Raw genomic sequence first — 15,821 nt, 5'->3', positions numbered from 1 at the left:
GGTAAAATCGTCTGCCGACGCCGTCCGCGAAGGAGCAACCTATTATAAAATCGGAGTTTTTATCTAAAACAGTTCTAGAAGATAGCACTTGCATGCAGAATAGCTTCTTTGCCAGATGATTTCACAACACGAATTAGAGAGCAGTCGTTCTTTACAACGCTTCTGATTCATCAAATCCTGGCAAATCGGGTTCCGCTGTGCATCAGCTCTCGCTCAATCATCGCAGCCCTGCTGCGATGTCGTCCGTTCGCGGCCGTGTCGTCCTTGCCATGCTGTCGAGCGTGGCCGTGCTGGCTGTACTGTCGAAACCAGTCATGGCGCAGGGCGCGGACCACGCGGTGACCCTCGATACCTTGTCGGTCGATGGTGTCGAGGGACGTCCGAGCGCATCGGGGGCGGATGCCGGCGGTCCGGTCGGTCCAGTGCGTGGCTATACTGCCACGCGTAGCGTCGTCGGCACCAAGACCGATACGCCTATTCTTGAAACGGCCCAGTCGATTTCTGTCATCTCTCGAAAGCAGATCGAGGATCAGAACGCTCTCACCGTCAACCAGGCCCTGCGCTACACGCCGAGCGTCACCACCGAGCAGCGCGGCGGCTCCGGCTCGACCCGCCTCGAACAGTTCCTCATCCGCGGCTTCCAGGCGCCCCTCTTCCTCGACGGCATGCGCCTGCCGAGCAACCGTGACGCCGGCCCGTCCGTCGATCCGTTCCGGCTGGAGCGCGTCGACATCATCAAGGGGCCGGCCTCGGTCCTCTACGGGCAGTCGGGCCCGGGCGGCATCGTCAACCTCGTCAGCAAGGTTCCGTCCTTCGTCCGCCACGGCGAAATCTTCATCCAGGGCGGGGATTACAACACCGTGCGCGGCGGCGTGGATGTCGGCGGCCCGATCGAGGGCCACGGCGTGCTGGCAGACCAGTTCGCCTACCGCATCATCGCTGCGGGCTGGAACGCCGATGGCCCGGCCAAGACCACCTCGATCGAGCGCAGCTTCATCAACCCCAGCGTGACGTGGCGCCCGTCTGCCGACACCTCGCTGACGGTCATCGGCTTGTACCAGCGCGACCCTTATTCCGGCTATTACGGCGCCCTGCCCGCCAAGGGCACGCTGTTCCCCTCGAATTTCGGCGTCGCCAACGGACCGCTCGGCAGCCTGCCGCGCAACTTCTATGACGGCGACCCGAATATCGAGCGCTCGGACCGCACCCAGGCCTCGGCGACCTACATCTTCGATCACCGTTTCGACGAGGGCATCCGCGTCCACTCGTCGGGGCGCTTCCTGCGCACCCTCGGCGATTACCGCAGCCTCTACGACGCCACCTCGAACAACCTCGCCTGGGGTGGCCGATTCCTCAATCGGGCCATCGGCGGCACCAACGTGGCCATCGACGCCTTTACCAACGACAACAACATCGTGGCCGATTTCCAGACCGGCCCGCTCGCCCATACCGTCCTCGTCGGGCTCGACCACCAGACGCTTTATACGAAGACGTTCAGCACACCGTTCCCGACAGTCCCCCAGAGCCTCGACGTGCTCAACCCGGTCTACGGACTGACCAATATCTCTTTCCCGGCCTTCTCGGGTTATTCCGACATCACCTCCCACCAGACCGGGATCTACTTCCAGGATCAGGTCAAGGTCGACCGCCTGACCCTGACCCTCGGCGGACGCTACGATTGGGTGAGACAGAGCGGCCCGACCCGGGACATGGCGGGTCAGCTCGTCAGCGATCAGGACGCGCCGAGCGAAGCCTTCACGGGCCGGGCGAGCCTGCTCTATCTCTTCGACAGCGGCATCGCTCCCTATGTCAGCTATTCGGAAGCGTTCGAGCCGCAATTTTCCGGGCAGATCTTCACCGGCGACCCGAGCTTCGGCCGCCTGCCCGATCCCATCACCAGCCGGCAGTTCGAAGCCGGCGTGAAGTACCAGCCTCCCGGCACGGATATCCTGCTGACGGCGGCCGCTTTCGACATCAAGCGCCAGAACTCGCTGTCTCCCGATATCGCCAACGGTCCGCGCTTCTCCATTCAGAACGGCGAAGTCAGCGTTCAGGGCGTCGAGTTCGAAGCGCGGGCCAACGTCACCGAGAACCTCACCGTCGTCGGCGGCTTCTCCCTCATCGACGCCATCAACTCCGCCGGCACCGGCACGACGCTGAACGAGACGACCCGCCAGACCGTGGGCCTCGTCGGCCTGCGTCCGATCCAGGTGCCGGACACCACGATCTCGCTCTTCGGCAACTATCAGGTCCGCACGGGCATGTTCGCCGGCCTCGGCTTCGGCGGCGGGTTCCGCTATCTCGGCGGCTCGCAGGGCGACGCCGCCAACAGCTTCAAGGTGCCGGCGAACCTCGTCGTGGATGCCGTCGCGTCCTACGACTTCAGCTACCTGTCGCCGAGCCTGAAGGGCATGCAGTTGCAGGTCAACGCCCAGAACCTCCTCGACGAGACCTACGTGCAATCCTGCGCCTTCCAGGCCTGGTGCTGGTACGGCGCACCGCGCACCGTGCTCGCGACGCTCCGGTATCGCTGGTAGAGAATGGCCGCGCGCCCGTCGGTGCCTCGACCGAGACCGCTTGAGAACGACATGCCAGAAGGATGTGCGGCATGAAGAACGGCCTTCGCCAATCCATGGCCTGGTTGCACACCTGGTCCGGCCTCGTGGTCGGCTGGGTGCTGTTCGCTGTCTTCGTCACCGGAACGGCGAGCTATTATCGCACCGACATCACGGCCTGGATGCAGCCGGAGCTGAGGCAGGCGGCGCGGGCCGAGCCGGCCCCCGACCTCGCCCGCGCGGCGGAGATCGGGCTCGCCCATCTCCAGGCCCATGCCGCGGGCGCGCGGTCCTGGTCCATCGGCCTGCCACAGCCGGACCGGCCGATCATCGACCTGTTCTGGCGGACGAAGCCGGGCACGCCCCCGAACATCGTCCAGCTCGACGGGCAGACGGGAGAGCCGGCGACCTTCCGGAAGACCAGGGGCGGCGACTTCCTCTACCGCTTCCATTTCGAGCTGCACATGCCGCCGCTCTGGGGGCGCTGGATCGTCGGCATCTGCGCGATGGTGATGCTGGTGGCGCTCATCAGCGGCATCATCACCCATCGCCGGATCTTCGCCGATTTCTTCACCCTGCGCCGGGACAAGTCGGCCCAGCGCGGCTGGCTCGACGCCCACAACGTCACCGGCGTGCTGGCGCTGCCCTACCACCTGATGATCACCTATACGGGCATCGTCACCCTGGCGATGATCTACATGCCCTGGGGGGTCACCGCCGCGTATAACGGCGATGCGACGCGCTTCTACGCCGAGACCGCCCAGATCACGGCCCAGCGCCCGCCCCTCGGCCAGCCCGGAACCCTGGCCCCGATCGGGCCGATGGTCGCCCGCGCCGTGGCGACGATCCACGAGCCGCTGGAGCGCCTGTCCATCGTCAATCCGGGCGATGCCCGATCCACGGTGATCGCGATCTTCGAGGAGCCGCACGGGCTCGCCCACCAGCATCCGCAGATCGCCTTCGACGGCACCACCGGCGAGATCGTCGAGATCCTGCAGGGCGGGCTGAAGCCGGCGGCCAAGACCTTCACCACCATGGTCGGCCTGCACGAGGCTCATTTCGCCGGGCCGGCCCTGCGCATCCTGTTCTTCCTCTGCGGCCTGATGGGATGCGTCATGGTGGCGAGCGGGCTGATCCTGTGGTCCGTCGCCCGGCTGCCGAAACCCGGCGAGGCCCCGTCCCTCGGCCTTCGCGTGGTGCAGGCCCTCAATATCGGCACCGTCATCGGCCTGCCGGCGGCGATCGCGGTGTATTTCCTCGCCAACCGCGTACTCCCTCCCGGCCTCGAGGGCCGCCTCGACTGGGAGGTCCGGGCCTTTTTCGGCGCCTGGATCGTGATGAGCGTGGTTCCGCTGTTCCGGCCTCATCGCGCCGCCTGGCGGGAGATGGCCGTCGTCACCGCGATTCTGTTCCTCGCCGTGGCGCTGGCGGACCTCCTGGCAGCCGCCGCGCCGTCGCCGAGCGCCCTGCTGCGGCACGATCCGGGCCTCCTCTGGTTCGATGCCGCCATGGTGGCTCTCGCGGGGCTGTTCGCGCTGGTCGCCCACAAGGTCGCGCATTTCCAGACGCGCAAGCGTGCGAAAGCCGCCCCCGTCGGCGCGCCGAGGACGGCCTGAACCAAGGAGACGAAAGCGGGAGCAAGAACCGGGATGCGGCCGGCGAGCCTCGGGGTCAGTATGATGGCCTGAAGCGGCGGCCCGCGCCGTCGTCGCCCGATCAGGAGATCGACGCCGTGCCCGCCCCCGAACCGATGGCCCGTCAGGACGTCCCATCCATCGCCGATCCTGCAGGATGCCGCCTCGAAGGCGGCGACGCTGCGCGATGGGCCGCCCTCGCCTCCCGCGACGCGGCCGCCGATGGCATCTTCGTCTATGCGGTGCGCACCACCGGGATCTATTGCCGGCCGAGCTGCGCCGCGCGTGCGCCGCGACCCGAGAATGTGAGCTTTCACGCCTCCTGCGCCGAGGCGGAAGAAGCCGGCTTTCGCGCCTGCAAGCGCTGCCTCCCCAACGCGCCCAGCCTCGCCGCGCGCCGGGCGGAGGCCGTCGCCCGCGCCTGCCGCCTCATCGACGAAGCCGAAACCCTGCCCGACCTCGGGGCACTGGCGGAGGCGGCCGGTCTGAGCGCGTTCCATTTCCACCGGGTGTTCAAGACGGTCACCGGCGTGACGCCGAAATCCTACGCGGCGGCGCGACGCGCGGAGGCTCTCGCCTCGGGCTTGAGCCGGGCGGCGTCGGTCACGCAGGCGATCTATGAGGCCGGATACGCCTCACCCAGCCGCTTCTACGCGGAGGCGACGAACCGCCTCGGCATGGCGCCCGAGACCTACCGCCGGGGCGGCGAAGGCGTCGCGATCCGGTTCGGGATCGGCCAATGCGCCCTCGGCGCCATCCTGGTGGCGGCGACAGTCAAGGGAATCTGCGCCATCCTGCTCGGAGACGATCCCGACCAACTGTCCCGCGACTTGCAGGACCGGTTTCCGAAGGCCGAGCTGCTGGGTGGCGACGCGGCTTTCGAGAGCTGGATGGCCCAGGTGGTGGGGTTCGTCGAGACGCCCGCGCGCGGTCTCGGCCTGCCGCTCGATATCGGTGGCACCGCCTTCCAGCAGCGGGTCTGGGACGCCCTGCGCAAGATCCCCATCGGCACCACCGCGACCTATGCGGACATCGCCAGAGCCATCGATGCTCCAGCGGCGAGCCGTGCGGTGGCGCTGGCCTGTGGCGCGAATTCCATCGCCGTGGCGATACCCTGCCACCGGGTGGTCCGTTCGGACGGGTCGCTGTCCGGCTACCGCTGGGGCGTAGCACGCAAGCGCGCCCTGTTGACCCGCGAGGGCGTCGTCGTCTGAATCTCGATACGCCCGACCGATACCAATCACCGCGCTACCCCATCCGGAGGATGTGGCGCGGCCCGTCCCATGGCATGACCGTCCCGGAGAGGGAGAATGCCGTGACGACCGCCGAGACGCCGGATTTCTACTGGATGGGTTTCGAAGCCTACGGGCAGGGCCAGACCATCGATCACGCCCCGGGCGGCGAGGATTCCACCGACCGACTGGATTGGATCGACGGCTGGGAATTCGCCAAGTTCGCCTCCGCCGCCAGCCCCGACCTCGACGATCGCGATGAGATCGAGCCGCCGCGCCGAGCCGCAGAAACGTTTGTTTTGTCGAACGAACCGACCCGAACGAGCGCCGGACGGATGAAGGCCGACCGGGGGTGAGATTCGCATTCCCCCTCTGCTTTGAGCCAACGGGAAAGGACTTTCGCTATCGGGACGGATGAACGGCAAGGGCCTTCTCCGATCCTTCGTTCTTAAAAAAGAACGTTCCCGTTGACAGGACGGGGTTTCGGCGGGACCATTGCGGCACTTGGTGAGGGGCTTTCGCGGCGTGTTCCGTGAGCCCGGTGATCCGACGCGTCCGAAGAATCCTGTCTTTTCCGAATGATCCTCTCCCCGCCTCTGCGCGACACCGCCGATGGGCTCGCCCGGCTTTTCGCCGAACGGGCCGACGGTCACGACCGCGCCGGTCGATTCGCGCATGACAACATCGCCGATTGCCGGAATGCCGGCCTGCCGGGGCTGACCGTGCCGCGCAGGCTAGGCGGCGCCGGCGCCGGTCTCGGGCAGGCCGCGATGGTGATCGGCACCCTGGCGCGAGGCGAGCCCTCCACCGCCCTGGTGCTCACCATGCACTTTCTCCAGCATGGGCTGATCCATGCGCGCGCAGCCTCGCCGGACGAAAGCTGGCCCCTGGCGATCGCCGATGGGCTCGGCCGCGCGGCGGTGGAGGACGGCGCGCTCATCAACGCCCTGCGGGTCGAGCCCGAACTCGGAACCCCCTCGAGGGGCGGCATGCCGGAGACGGTGGCTCGGGCGACCTCCACCGGATGGTTGATCAGCGGCCGAAAAATCTATTCCACCGGCAGCCCGGCCCTCACCCATGGCCTCGTCTTCGTCCGCACCGATGAGGCGGAGCCGCGCATCGGCAACATCCTGGTGCCGATGGCCTCCGATGGCGTGCGGATCGAGGAGACCTGGGACCATCTCGGCCTGCGCGCCAGCGGCAGCCACGACGTGATCTTCGAGGATGTGGCGGTACCCACCGATCATGCGGTGGACCTTCGCCCGCCCGAGGGCTGGCGCAAGCCGGATCTCCAGCAGCAGGCCTGGAGCACGGCGATGCTCTCCGCCCTCTATGACGGCGTCGCGCGCTCGGCCCAGGCATGGTTCATCGCCTTCGCCAGGGACCGCAAACCCGGAAGCCTCGGCCAGAGCCTCGCGACCCTGCCGCGGTTCCAGGATGCCATCGGCGAGAACGAGCGGCTGCTCGTCGTGAATGCCCGCCTGATCCGGAGCTTTGCCGCGGATGTCGACGGAGGCGCCTGCCCCTCGGTCGCCGAATCCGGGTTCCTCAAGACCACCGTCACCGAGAACGCGATCCAGCTGGTGCAGCGCGCCGTCGAACTCGCCGGCAATCCCGGCCTGTCGCGGGCGAACCCGCTGGAACGACACCTGCGCGACGTCCTGTGCGGGCGCATCCACTGGCCGCAGACCGATGCGGTCCGCATCGCCGCCGGGCGCGCCGCCCTCGGCCTTTGACCCCTTCCCAGTTACGGACTCAAGGAGATCGCGATGAGCTTTCCGTCGCCGGATGCCGTCGAATTCATCGGCTTCGCCGCCCCGCGCTACACCTCCGAGACCCATGCGGCCTCGGGCCCCGCCATCGACCGGGACTATCTCCGGCTGCTCGCCCAGGCGCATGAATGGGGCGGGTTCGACCGCATCCTGGTGGCCTTCTACGCGACCCAGCCCGACGCGTTGCTGCTCTCCGCCCAGATCGCGGCGGTGACCGACCGGATCGGCCTGATGATCGCCCATCGCACCGGATTCACCGCGCCGACGGTGGCCGCGCGCCAATTCGCGACCCTCGACCAGCTGACCGGCGGGCGCGTCGCCATCCACGCCATCAGCGGCGGCGACGACAGGGAGCTGGCGCAGGACGGCGACCACCTCACCAAGGACGAGCGCTACGCCCGCACCGACGAATTCCTCACCATCGCCCGGCAGGTCTGGACCGCCGAAGCGCCGTTCGATTTCGCCGGCGCGCATTACCGGATCGACCGGGGCTTCTCCGAGGTGAAGCCGGTGGACCCGCGCGGCATCTCGGTCTTCTTCGGCGGGGCTTCCCCGGCCGCCATCACTGTCGCCGGGCGTCACGCCGACACCTACGCCCTGTGGGGCGAGAGCCTCGATCAGGTCCGGGAGGCCATCTCCAGGGTGCGAGCGGCAGCTGCCCCCCATGGCCGCGATCCCCGATTCAGCCTGTCGTTCCGGCCGATCCTGGCTGCGACGGAGGAGGAAGCCTGGGCCAGGGCAGAGGACATCCTGGCCCGCACCCGCGCCACCCGCGCCGCCAGGGGCCTCGGGCCGGCGCCGGTGCCGGAGAACGAGGGCTCGCGCCGCCTGCTCGCGGCGGCGTCCCAAGGCTCGCGCCTCGACAAGCGGCTCTACACCGCCATCGCCAGGGAGACGGGCGCCTCGGGCAATTCCACCGCCCTCGTCGGCACGCCGGAGCAGGTGGCCGACGCCCTTCTCGATTACCACGACCTCGGGGTGCGGACCTTCCTGATCCGCGGGTTCGACCCGCTGGAAGACGCCATCGCGTATGGCCGTGACCTGATTCCCACCTTCAAGCGGCTCCTCGCCCGGCGGGGCGAGCGGGCGGAGGCAGCCTGATGCGCGCTCTTATCACTCTCCTCGCCGTGCTGGCGTTCGCCGGCATCGCCCGCGCCGACGAGACGGTGCTTCGCGTCGGCGACCAGCGCGGCAATGCCCGCGCCCTGATGGAGGCGGCCGGCGTCCTCGCCGACCTGCCCTACCGGCTCGAATGGAGCGAGTTTCCCGCCGCAGCCCCTCTTCTCGAAGCCCTCAATGCCGGGGCGATCGATGCCGGCGGCGTCGGCGACGCGCCCTTCACCTTCGCGGCCGCCGCCGGGGTTCCGGTGAAGGCCTTCGTCGCCTTCCGCAACAAGCAGGACGGCCTGGCGATCCTCGTCGCCAAGGATTCACCGTTCAAGACGGTGGCCGACCTGAAGGGCAAAAGCATCGCCACCAATCGCGGCTCCATCGGCCATCAGGTGGTGCTGGCCGCGCTGGAAGAGGCGGGCCTGCCGGCCAATGCCGTGACCCTGCGCTTCCTGCCCCCGGCGGATGCCAAGATCGCGCTCGCGGGCGGCAGCGTCGATGCCTGGGCGACCTGGGAGCCCTACACCTCCACGGCCGAACTCGCCGGCCTCGCCCGTGTCGTCCGCGACGGCAACGGCATCACGCCGGGCCTGAGCTTTGCGGTGGCGAGCGACGCCGCCCTGAAGACCAAGCGCGCGCAGCTCGCCGATTTCGGTCGGCGCCTCGTGAGCGCGCGCGAATGGGCGCTCAAGGATCCCGCGCCCTACGCGGCGGTCTGGTCGAAGCTCATCGGCCTGCCGGAGGCCGTGCCCCTGCGCTGGTTCTCGCGGGCGGAATATCGGGCGGTGCCCATCGACGACGCGGTGATCGCCGACGAGCAGCGCAACATCGACCTCTACGTCCGTTCCGGGCTGATCCCCGCCGCGCGGGCGCCGCGCGCCGACATCATCCTCGATCGGAGCTTCGAACCGGCCGCGATCGCGGTACGTTGAACAGACCGCCGCCGAGGACTGGACCCATGCACGACCCTTCCGACCACAGCCACGATCACGCCCATTCCGACCACGATCACGCGCATGACCACGAGCCGGCCCTGGGCGCGGAACGCTGGAAGCATGACGGCGTGCGGGTGATCCCCGGCGACAAGCTCGATTCCAACACCGCCCAGACACCGGGCATGTTCCGGCAGGCGGCGATCAACCATGCCCGCGTCGGCGCGCAGAAGATCTGGGCCGGCACGGTGGCGATCGCCCCCGACGCCAAGACCGGCGTGCACCATCACGGGGCGCTGGAGAGCGTGATCTACGTGGTCTCCGGCCGCGCCCGCATGCGCTGGGGCGACAAGCTGGAATTCGTGGCCGAGGCCGGCCCCGGCGACTTCATCTTCGTGCCGCCCTACGTGCCGCACCAGGAGATCAACGCCGATCCGGACCAGCCGCTGAACTGCGTCCTGGTGCGCTCCGACAACGAGGCGGTGGTGGTCAACATCACCGATGTGGAACCCGTCGAGCGTCCCGAGACGGTCCACTGGGTCGACCCGATCCACAAGCATCCCTGATTTCGCGCCATACCGAGAGACGCCGTCCCATGATCCATCGTCGCCATGCGCTGCGGGCCGCCGCCGCGCTGAGTCTTCTCGCCCTCGCTCCGGGACGCGTGCTCGCCGCCGAGCCGAGGACGCTGCGCATCGGCTACCAGAAATCCTCGACCCTGATCGCCCTGCTGAAGCAGGATGGCAGCCTGGAAAAGGCGCTGGAGCCCCTCAAGGTCGGGCTCACCTGGCATGAATTCACCAGCGGCCTGCCGGTGATGGAAGCGCTCAATGCAGGCCAGATCGACCTGTCGGCCGATGTGGCCGACACGGTGCCGATCTTCGCCCAGGCCGCCAATGCGCGGATCACCTATGTGGCGCAGGAGGCCGCCTCCCCCGCCGCGCAGGCCATCCTGGTGGGGGCCGATTCACCCATCAAGACGGTGGCGGACCTGAAGGGCCGCAAGGTCGCGGTGACGAAGGGCGCCGGCGCGCATTACCTCCTGCTCGCCGCCCTGAAGGCCGAAGGCCTTCCGTTCAAGGCGATCACGCCCGCCTACCTCACCCCAGCCGACGGGCGCACGGCGCTGGCCAGCGGCGGGGTCGAGGCCTGGGTCGCCTGGGACCCGTTCCTCTCGGCGGCGGAGCTGCAGACGGGCGCCCGCGTCCTGAAGGACGGAACCGGCCTGTCGCTCTACAAGCGCTACTACCTCGCCTCGGTCGAGTACGCGGCCAAGCACGGCGACATCCTCGACATCGTCTTCGCCAAGCTGCGCGACACCGGAACCTGGGTGAAGGCCAACCCGGACGAATCCGCGAACCGCCTCGGCGCGCTGTGGAAGCTCGACCCGGCCATCGTCGCGAAGGCCAATGCCCGCCGCACCTACGCGGTGGAGCCGGTGACCCGGGACGGTCTCGCCGAGCAACAGACCATCGCGGATGCGTTCCGCGCCGAGGGCCTGCTGCCGCGCGCCGTCGATGCCTCGGCGCTCGGCATCTGGGCGCCGACCAAGTCCTGACCGGCGAACGATAAATCCCGATGAGCCAGGCTCATCGGGATCGAAACGTCCCTCATCGCAGGAGGGGCGGGCTCACCACTTGTACGAGACGCTCGCGACGATCTTGCGCTGCGTGCCGTAGAAACAGGCTGTCGCGGACGAGCAGGACGAGACGAAGCGCTTGTCGCCGACATTGATCATGTTCACGGCGGCGCGCCATCCGGCGTAATCGTAATGCACCGCCGCGTCGAAGGTGACGTATTCGGGCACGACGAGGGTGTTGGCGACGTCCGCGTAGGACTGGCCGACATAGTTCACGCCGCCACCGAAACCGAAGCCTTTGAAAGTGCCGACCGGGATCGTGTAATCGGCCCAGAGCGAGGCGAGGGTCTGCGGAATGCCCACCGGGGCCTTGCCGAGGTCGAGGACCGTTCCCTCGATGGTGCGCAGACCGTAGAGCGTATAGGCGGCCGTGAGGTTCAGGCCTTCGGCGAGGGTCGCCGTGGCCGAGAGTTCGAAGCCGCGCGAGCGCACCGAACCGATCTGCAGGTTGGTGAAGATGTTGTCCGGGTTCGGCGTCAGCGTGTTGTTGCGGACGAGATCGAAGGCCGCGAAGGTGAAGAGCGTGTTCCAGCCGACGGGTTGGAACTTGGTTCCGATTTCCACCTGTTCGCCGGTCTCCGACTTGAACGGCCGGTTGTTCACGTCGGCGCCCGCCGTCGGGTTGAACGATGTCCCGTAGGTGATGTACGGCGCCAGCCCGTTGTCGAGATTGTAGATGAGGCCGAGCCGGCCGGTGAAGGCGCTCTCGCTGATCTGGGTCGATGTACCCGACGGGATCTTGCTGTCGATGTTGTTGTCGACGAAGTCCTGGCGACCGCCGATGAGGAAGGTCAGGCGTTCGGTGAGCGCGATCTGATCCTGCGCGTAGAGGCCGACCTGCTGGAGCTGCTGGTTCAGCACGCGATAGGGGGCGGGCGCGGCGGCGGCCTGGAAGTATCGCGGAGCGAGGATGTTCAGGGGCGGGGCCGGGAAGGTCGAAGCCTGATTGTCCGACAAGCTGTAGCGCTTGTAATCGACGCCCATCAGCACCGTATGCCCGAACGTTCCATCGTTGAACCGGGCCTCGGCCTGATTGTCGACGGTAAAGATGCCGGCGCGGGGCGTCGTCAGGAAGCCGTAGCGGGCCAACTCCGTCTGAGCGGCATTGTTGTAGCCGTTGGCGACGTAGCGGGAATCCGAGACTTCCGTGAACGAGAACCGGAAGTTCTGGCGCACGGTCCAGACGTCGTCGACATGGTGCTCGAACTCGTAGCCGAGATTGGCCTGGTTGCGGGTGTAGCGGTCCACCAGCGGATCGCTGGCGTTGAGCTTGCGGTCGATCCGGAGACCGGAAGCGTTGGTGCGCACGGTCCCGAAATACGGCAGGAACTGGCCAGCCCCGCCGGTCTCGTCGCGCTGGAAGCTCGTCAGCACCGTGAAGGTGGTGGCGCCGTCGGGCTTATAGGTGAAGCTCGGGGCGATGTAGTAGCGGTCCTCCGGCGCGAAATTCACCTGGGCGTCGCCGTTCTGGAAACGGCCGGTCAAGCGGTAGAACCAGTGGCCGGACTCATCTACCGGGCCGCCGAGATCGAAGGCGGCGTAGCGCTGGCTGAACGAGCCGCCGCCGAGTTCGAGGTAGCGCAGGGGCGTGAAGGTCGGCCGCTTCGAGACGATGTTGATGAGGCCGCCCACGGGGCTACCGCCGAACAGGGTGGCGGCGGGGCCGCGCAGCAGTTCGATGCGTTCGGCGCCGAACGGGTCGATGCGGAAATTGGCGAAGCCGGTCTGGAACAGCTGGAGCCCATCCCGGAACAGGCCGGATTCCGTGGCCGAGAAGCCGCGGATCAGGAACCAGTCGAGGCGCGTGTCCGGGCCGAACTGGTTGGCGTAGATGCCCGGCGTGTAGCGTACGGCCTCGGACAGCGTCTGGGAGCCCTGTGCCTTGATCTGATCGGCGCTGACGACGCTGATCGATTGCGGCGTGCGGATGATCGGCGTGTCGGTCTTGGTCGCCGTGGCGCTGCGAGTGGCGACGTAGCCGTCCACCGGGCCACGGGCGGTCTCGGGCGCGCCGCGGCCATTCCCCCCTCCCGTGCCGTTCCCCGCGCCCGACCCTTCGACGCTCAACGTGTCGAGGGTCACGGCCCGTTCCTGTGCCGAACCGGCTCCCGTCAGGGCGAGCACCGTGATCGACACCCCGGCCGCGAGGACGGCGGAACGGGCGAATGGGGACGACGGCATGGACGGCCTGGCTCCGGATGACGGGCAGCAGAACGGGCTCGCGCAAGTGGCGAGACGTGGCCTGCAGTGCTCTTTAGAATTATGATAAACTACTGTAATACAACATGTATTCGCCCTTCCGCCGTAGCTTTCGGCTCGGTCGGTGGCAAGATACCGAACACTCTTCGTCGTTCGCCGTTGCTGCTTCGACACAGGCCGCGCAGGTTGTAATGCTTGTGCGCACTCAGCCTGCTGGAGATGTCGGTGGCGGCAACGGTGCGGGATCGGGGCGTGAGCCAGCGGATCGAAGGGGTGGAACCGGATGAGGGCCGGGGCCCATTCTCGACGCGACGCTTTGCGTGGCGGAGTGCGGCCCGTCTCGGACGACGGCCGATGGACCCATCCCCGGGCGCGGTTGGCCGGGGATGGGGTGAGTGGCTGGGGCCTTACTTCAGACGCGCGGCGGCCCAGGCGATATGGTCGGCCATGAAGGTGGAGATGAAGAAGTAGGAGTGATCGTAGCCCTCGCGCATGTTCAGCGTGAGGGGGATCCCCGCCTTCTTGCAGGCCTCTTCGAGGAGCCAGGGGCGCAGGCCGTCCTGTAGGAAGCTGTCGGCCGTGCCCTGGTCCACGAGGAACTCCGAAAAGCGCTTGCCGTCCTCGATCAGGGCGGTGGCGTCATGCGCGCGCCAGGCCGCCTCGTTGGTCCCGAGATACTTCTCGAAGGCGGGCTTCGACCATCCGGCCGTGGAGGGCTGGGCGATGGGGGCGAAGGCCGAGCAGGACTTGAAACGGTCGGGATAGGTGAGCGCGATGGTCAGCGCGCCGTGGCCGCCCATGGAATGGCCGAAGATGCCCTGGCGGGACATGTCGGCCGGGAAGTTCTCAGCGATGAGGGCGGGGAGCTCCTCGGTGACGTAGCTCCACATCCGGTAATTGGTGGCGTAGGGCGCCTCCGTCGCGTCGACATAGAAGCCGGCGCCCGAGCCGAACTGCCAGTTGCCGGCCTCGTCCGGAATGTCCGCGCCGCGCGGGCTGGTATCCGGCGCCACGACGATCACGCCATGCTCGGCGGCGGCGCGGCGGTACTCGCCCTTGTCCATGACGTTGGCATGGGTGCAGGTGAGGCCGGACAGGTACCAGAGCACCGGCACCGGGCCGTTCTCGGCCTGCGGCGGCACGAACACCGCGAAGGTCATGGGACAGCCGGTGGTCTTGGCATCGTGCTTGTAGACGCCCTGCGTGCCGCCATGGGCGCGGGCCTTCGAGATGGTTTCCATGCGGTGATCTCCTGATGGGCGATGGTCGGTGCGGGCTCTTCCCTCCCCCCTCTGCGGGGGAGGGTGGGCCTCGCGTCAGCGAGGGTCGGGAGAGGGGAGCGCCGTATCCGGAGAGGGGGCCCCTCTCCCGCCTGCTCCGCAGGCACCCTCCCCCGCGGAGGGGGGAGGGTCGAGGCGTTTCGTCTCGATGGGATCAGTAAACCACCACCGAGCGGATCGACTTGCCCTCGTGCATCAGGTCGAAACCGTGGTTGATGTCTTCGAGCGGCATGGTGTGGGTGATCAGGTCGTCGATGTTGATCTTGCCCTCCATGTACCAGTCGACGATCTTCGGCACGTCGGTGCGGCCGCGGGCGCCGCCGAAGGCCGAGCCCTTCCAGACGCGGCCGGTGACGAGCTGGAACGGACGGGTGGAGATCTCCTTGCCGGCCTCGGCCACGCCGATGACGATCGATTCGCCCCAGCCGCGATGGCAGCATTCCAGCGCCTGGCGCATGACGTGGACGTTGCCGGTGCAGTCGAACGAGAAGTCCGCGCCGCCGCCGGTGACGTCGAGGATCGCCGAGACGACGTGATCGTTGCCGACCTCCTTCGGGTTGATGAAGTGGGTCATGCCGAACTTGCGGGCCATCTCCTGCTTGTCCGGGTTGATGTCGACGCCGATGATCTTGTCGGCACCGACCATCCGGGCGGCCTGGAGAACGTTGAGGCCGATGCCGCCGAGGCCGAACACCACGACGTTCGCGCCGGGCCAGACCTTGGCGGTGTAGATCACCGCGCCGATGCCGGTGGTGACGCCGCAGCCGATGTAGCAGATTTTGTCGAAGGGAGCGTCTTCGCGGATCTTGGCGAGCGCGATGGCCGGCAGGACCGTGAAGTTCGAGAAGGTCGAGCAGCCCATGTAGTGGAACAGGCTGTTCGAGCCGCCCGGGCTGCCGCCGGTGGAAACACAGGAGAAGCGCGAGGTGCCGTCCGGCATCACGCCCTGGCCCTGCGTGGAACGGATCGCGGTGCAGAGGTTGGTGCGCTGCGACAGGCAGGACTTACAGCTGCGGCATTCCGGGGTGTAGAGCGGGATGACGTGGTCGCCGACCTTCAGGTCCGTGACCCCGGCGCCGAGCTCGCGGACGATGCCCGCGCCCTCGTGGCCGAGGATCGCCGGAAACTTGCCCTCGGAATCGAGGCCCGACAGGGTATAGGCATCGGTGTGGCAGATGCCGGTGGCCATCAGCTCGATGAGGACTTCGCCGGCCTTGGGGCCTTCGATGTCGATGGTCTCGATGGTGAGGGGCTTCTTGGCCTCCCACGCGACCGCAGCGCGCGTCTTCATATCTCTATTCTCATGTCTGGACGATCACGGACGGTGTCGAACTGCCGACTCTTCGACTTCGCCTCATCCAGGGGAGGGCAAGCCGAACGGCCCGAAAATCTGTTTCGTGCAATGATGGTTCTGGAGACGAGATGCAACGCCCTCGGGCCGCGTGGGAGATCGCGTCGCCCCTGTGTT

12 protein-coding genes are annotated in these 15,821 nt (G+C 67.6%); 9 read left to right on the top strand and 3 right to left on the bottom strand.

What is annotated here, in order from left to right:
• The first annotated feature begins 236 nt into the window (after nucleotides 1–236).
• From ACYQOP_RS10265 to ACYQOP_RS10225, 9 genes are all read left to right on the top strand, one after another.
• Nucleotides 237–2,537 (top strand): TonB-dependent siderophore receptor, encoded by a 2,301-nt coding sequence (locus ACYQOP_RS10265; protein ID WP_461222320.1) that lies wholly within the window; start codon nucleotides 237–239, stop codon nucleotides 2,535–2,537.
• A gap of 71 nt (nucleotides 2,538–2,608) precedes the next feature.
• On the top strand, nucleotides 2,609–4,171 hold the full coding sequence (locus ACYQOP_RS10260) for a PepSY-associated TM helix domain-containing protein (RefSeq protein ID WP_461222319.1): 1,563 nt from the start codon (nucleotides 2,609–2,611) through the stop codon (nucleotides 4,169–4,171).
• Nucleotides 4,172–4,305: 134 nt separating this feature from the next.
• On the top strand, nucleotides 4,306–5,403 hold the full coding sequence (gene ada / locus ACYQOP_RS10255; protein WP_461225281.1) for a bifunctional DNA-binding transcriptional regulator/O6-methylguanine-DNA methyltransferase Ada: 1,098 nt from the start codon (nucleotides 4,306–4,308) through the stop codon (nucleotides 5,401–5,403).
• Nucleotides 5,404–5,504: 101 nt separating this feature from the next.
• Nucleotides 5,505–5,777 carry a hypothetical protein gene (locus ACYQOP_RS10250; RefSeq protein ID WP_461222318.1) on the top strand — a complete coding sequence of 91 codons (273 nt, stop codon included), beginning with the start codon at nucleotides 5,505–5,507 and terminating at the stop codon, nucleotides 5,775–5,777.
• A 222-nt stretch (nucleotides 5,778–5,999) separates the two neighbouring features.
• Nucleotides 6,000–7,157 (top strand): acyl-CoA dehydrogenase family protein, encoded by a 1,158-nt coding sequence (locus ACYQOP_RS10245; RefSeq protein ID WP_461222317.1) that lies wholly within the window; start codon nucleotides 6,000–6,002, stop codon nucleotides 7,155–7,157.
• Nucleotides 7,158–7,190: 33 nt separating this feature from the next.
• A complete protein-coding gene (locus ACYQOP_RS10240) occupies nucleotides 7,191–8,294 on the top strand; it encodes an LLM class flavin-dependent oxidoreductase (protein WP_461222316.1) in 1,104 nt (367 codons plus the stop codon).
• On the top strand, nucleotides 8,294–9,235 hold the full coding sequence (locus tag ACYQOP_RS10235; protein WP_156467945.1) for an ABC transporter substrate-binding protein: 942 nt from the start codon (nucleotides 8,294–8,296) through the stop codon (nucleotides 9,233–9,235). Before ACYQOP_RS10240 ends, ACYQOP_RS10235 begins: the two co-directional genes overlap by 1 nt.
• Before the next feature lie 26 nt (nucleotides 9,236–9,261).
• The gene (locus ACYQOP_RS10230) at nucleotides 9,262–9,801 is read left to right on the top strand and encodes a cupin domain-containing protein (protein WP_461222315.1); all 540 of its coding nucleotides are present in this window, start codon (nucleotides 9,262–9,264) and stop codon (nucleotides 9,799–9,801) included.
• 29 nt (nucleotides 9,802–9,830) lie between these two features.
• Nucleotides 9,831–10,793: an aliphatic sulfonate ABC transporter substrate-binding protein gene (locus ACYQOP_RS10225; RefSeq protein ID WP_461222314.1), complete on the top strand. Its 963-nt coding sequence runs from the start codon at nucleotides 9,831–9,833 to the stop codon at nucleotides 10,791–10,793.
• A gap of 72 nt (nucleotides 10,794–10,865) precedes the next feature.
• Here ACYQOP_RS10225 and ACYQOP_RS10220 read toward each other — a convergent pair whose 3' ends face one another.
• The 3 genes from ACYQOP_RS10220 to ACYQOP_RS10210 all read right to left on the bottom strand — a co-directional run bounded on the left by ACYQOP_RS10220 (nucleotide 10,866) and on the right by ACYQOP_RS10210 (nucleotide 15,644).
• A complete protein-coding gene (locus ACYQOP_RS10220) occupies nucleotides 10,866–13,055 on the bottom strand; it encodes a TonB-dependent siderophore receptor (protein WP_461222313.1) in 2,190 nt (729 codons plus the stop codon).
• A 425-nt stretch (nucleotides 13,056–13,480) separates the two neighbouring features.
• The gene (fghA, locus tag ACYQOP_RS10215) at nucleotides 13,481–14,314 is read right to left on the bottom strand and encodes an S-formylglutathione hydrolase (RefSeq protein WP_461222312.1); all 834 of its coding nucleotides are present in this window, start codon (nucleotides 14,312–14,314) and stop codon (nucleotides 13,481–13,483) included.
• Nucleotides 14,315–14,507: 193 nt separating this feature from the next.
• Entirely contained in the window at nucleotides 14,508–15,644 is a 1,137-nt protein-coding gene (locus ACYQOP_RS10210; RefSeq protein WP_056434602.1) for an S-(hydroxymethyl)glutathione dehydrogenase/class III alcohol dehydrogenase, read from the bottom strand.
• Nucleotides 15,645–15,821 lie beyond the last annotated feature (177 nt).

The organism is Methylobacterium sp. CM6247 (assembly GCF_054817925.1).
Note: the sequence above shows the minus strand (reverse complement) of the source record. Positions and strands in the feature narration are given on the sequence as shown.